Below are 3,178 nucleotides of genomic sequence, written 5' to 3'. Positions count from 1 at the left end.
TAAAAAGAGCCAGGTCCATAAAAAAATAAGGACCTGGCTCATAAAGACATCATTATGTAAAGCCGTTAACTTCCCTACGCTGGTACGAGCCAGATCAGGTCCAAAGGGTTAAGAAGTTCACGCGCTTCTCTCTCAGCCTACGCATACGTTAGGCACCCCTAGTTTATCACTGATTTAATTTTCAATACTTTCCCATCATACACGATAATCTGAAAAATGCAAAGGTTATTTCTTTTTCTCTTTATGGAATCATCCACGTTAAATAATATGCTTGAACATACGTCATAATACCAACAATAATTACGAAGAACACCCTATTGTAAAAATAGTTTATGACTTAACATGGGAGTTTAAAAACATCTTCACCACAAAGAGTGTTGAGAATTTCGACCATTGTATTGAGAAAATGAAGAATACTAATATACAAGAGTTTAAGAGCTTTACGAATGGATTAGCCGGGGATATTGAAGCTGTCAGAAATGCGGTAACTTATGAGAATAATAATGGTCTTGCCGAAGGGAGCATAAACAAGTTAAAGCTTATTAAAAGAATCATGTATGGTCGATGCAAATTCTCCACATTGCGGACAAAGATTCTACTTTTGGAGAGAATGAGACTTTTCAACCAACTCCGGAAAGAACCATTTTTTACTTGCCAAATACATTCATCAGTCCCGTTTGACAAAGAGCCTTTGTCTCTACTGCATTTCGCTACAACTGCTACCTGCCATACAACCTGCAATAGAGATAGGTAACAATTTACTATACAAGGAACAAAATTGACCTGCTCCTCCATTTAGTGATTTAACTACCTTTATTATTCAGAGCTAAAACTCAAAGAAAAAACTCTTACATTTATTGTAACATTTTTCCTTAATACGTTAATTATTTTTTGTTGTCTTGTTAGTTAAAGGGGTACTTAGTACAAAAAATAACCGTAGATAGTAGCACGAACACTGTTCTTGTTATAATTAATTTTTTTCAAAACGTCTATAATCCTCTTTTAAAAAATATATGTAAATATAATAAAAAACGAATGATTAATAGAAATATTCTACACCACTCGTTTTTTATCGGACTTCTTTTTACTGTACTTTTATTTTCTTTATGAGTTATTAGAAAAATAATTGTCTATATAAGTCTTTATTTTTTCAAAATTCTTTTCCATAAATAAGATTGCTGGTACTTCAATTATTGGAAGATTATTTTCATTATCAAAAGCTGGACACGGTTTGGGAACTACCAAATAGTCAACTGAGTTTTTATCCCTGATATAATTAATTGAAACATCATAATACTCAGAAAAATATTCCTTCAAATCATTCTGATTCCTTAAAAATGGTAGAGAAAATATTGAACCATAATTTATACCAGCGTCGACAATTAATACAAAGCATATTTTTTTCATGATACACCCTCCTCGTATAATAAGTTTTAAGTTAATAACTGTTCCTTGAAAATTAAATAGTTTTTATCTTCAAGAGCTACATCAAAAAAATGATGTATGGGTAAAATTTAGTCTTGGATACTGGGGGATTTCTCCAGATAATGGAAGTGCAGAAATGGACCCATCGGGAATATGCTTACTCCTCCTGTAGTTCGACCACGTTAAAAGACTGTGACCCAGACCAAAATGCACTGCATACGCACAAGCTGTATCGGTTTCCTTCACTTACCTCTCATAGTGGTGGGAGGGCAGCTTAGATGAAGGCAATCATTGAATACTCATACGCGAGGTTGTGGCTATGTTTTGGACTCTAGGAAGATCCCACAGTATCCAAGCTCATTCCAAATACTATTCAAAGAAAGGAGGTCCTTTCTTTGAGATTATTCGTAGCTATTGATGTAAGCTCTGAAAAACTTGATGTATGTTTTCTTGACAGTCATGACACTGTTTTGAAAGAAATTTGTCTTTCAAACGATGTGAATGGTGCCAACGCCATTAAGGAGGATGTTCTCCATTTTCACCAGTTGTACAACTATAAAAAAATTGTCATTGGCATGGAATCTACTTCCGTCTATAGTTTCCATCCTTCCATGTTCCTAACGGAAGATAAGGATTTGAGGGCTTTAGACGTGGAAGTGGTCGTACAAAATCCAAAAGCCATCCATCGGTATAAAAAACTCTTTGAAGAAGATAAGACCGATAAAATAGATGCTTTCCGTATTGCCGATTTTTTACGAATCGGACGGTATAATAAGTTTCTTATCAAGGAGGAAAAATACGTTGCCCTTCAACGTTTAACACGATCTAGATATCAACTCGTTCACCAGCAAACAGAATGTAAGCAACACTTTCTGAAGAACCTTTACTACAAATGTAATACGTTATCGAAAGAGTTAAATACCTCTGTTTTTGGTGCGACGATGATGGAAATACTCTCAGATTCCCTTTCGTTGGATGAAATCGCAGAAATGGATCTAGAAGCACTCGCTACTCTTCTTCAGAAAAAGGGGAAAGGACGCTTTAGCGACCCGGAAGATTTAGCGAAAACCATCAAGAAAGCCATACGTGAATCCTACCGACTAGGTAAGGTCGTTCAAGACTCTGTGGACGTTGTATTAGCCACTTATGCACGATTGATTCAAACATTGAAAAAACAAATCAAAGAAATAGAAAAAAGCATTACTGCTTTTTTCGAAGCCATTCCAGAAGCGAGATATTTAACAAGTGTTCCAGGCATTGGAGTCGTATACGCCGCGGGAATCATTGCGGAAGTTGGACAAATTGAACGCTTTGAGAACGAAGCACAATTGGCCAAATACACCGGTCTTTACTGGAAAAAATCGCAATCTGGAAACTTTGAATCGGAACGAACACCCATGACACGAACGGGAAACCAGTATCTTCGTTATTACATGGTTGAAGCTGCCAACTCTGTACAACTTCGTGAAGCTACTTACCGTGCTTATTATTTAGAGAAATATGATGAAGTTCCGAAATACAAACATAAAAGAGCCCTTGTCTAAAGCCGTAACTAGATTCGCTAAATTGTTTTTCAAATATTGAACCAAGCACTTGACTGATTGCTTGTTGAACAACCCTATCCACTACTGTCGGTATTCCCAATTTGCGCATCTTCCATAAAAAGAGCCAGGTCCATAAAAAAATAAGGACCTGGCTCATAAAGACATCATTATGTAAAGCCGTTAACTTCCCTACGCTGGTACGAGCCAGA

General features: G+C 36.2%; 1 protein-coding gene, 3 pseudogenes and 1 riboswitch. Of the genes and pseudogenes, 2 read left to right on the top strand and 2 right to left on the bottom strand.

Annotation, left to right across the window (positions count from 1 at the left end; translation table 11 throughout):
• Nucleotides 1-54: 54 nt before the first annotated feature.
• A riboswitch (TPP riboswitch) is annotated at nucleotides 55-170 on the bottom strand.
• Nucleotides 171-271: 101 nt separating this feature from the next.
• Nucleotides 272-565, top strand: a pseudogene (locus BM089_RS31720) (transposase); the annotation flags it as partial.
• Nucleotides 566-1,104: 539 nt separating this feature from the next.
• Here BM089_RS31720 and BM089_RS30160 read toward each other — a convergent pair.
• Nucleotides 1,105-1,407, bottom strand: a complete 303-nt coding sequence (locus BM089_RS30160; protein WP_053563352.1) for a hypothetical protein — start codon at nucleotides 1,405-1,407, stop codon at nucleotides 1,105-1,107.
• A 413-nt stretch (nucleotides 1,408-1,820) separates the two neighbouring features.
• On the opposite strand from BM089_RS30160, the pseudogene BM089_RS30155 reads away from it, so the two are divergent.
• Nucleotides 1,821-2,966, top strand: a pseudogene (locus tag BM089_RS30155) (IS110 family transposase); the annotation flags it as partial.
• On the opposite strand, the pseudogene BM089_RS31715 reads toward BM089_RS30155, so the two are convergent.
• Nucleotides 2,965-3,081, bottom strand: a pseudogene (locus tag BM089_RS31715) (Retron-type RNA-directed DNA polymerase); the annotation flags it as partial. The pseudogenes BM089_RS30155 and BM089_RS31715 overlap by 2 nt on opposite strands.
• Between the last annotated feature and the right edge of the window lie 97 nt (nucleotides 3,082-3,178).

This window comes from Bacillus sp. 5mfcol3.1, from assembly GCF_900114335.1.
GTDB lineage: Bacteria > Bacillota > Bacilli > Bacillales > Bacillaceae_G > Bacillus_A > Bacillus_A thuringiensis_S.
This window is presented reverse-complemented; position numbering and strand designations above follow the sequence as displayed.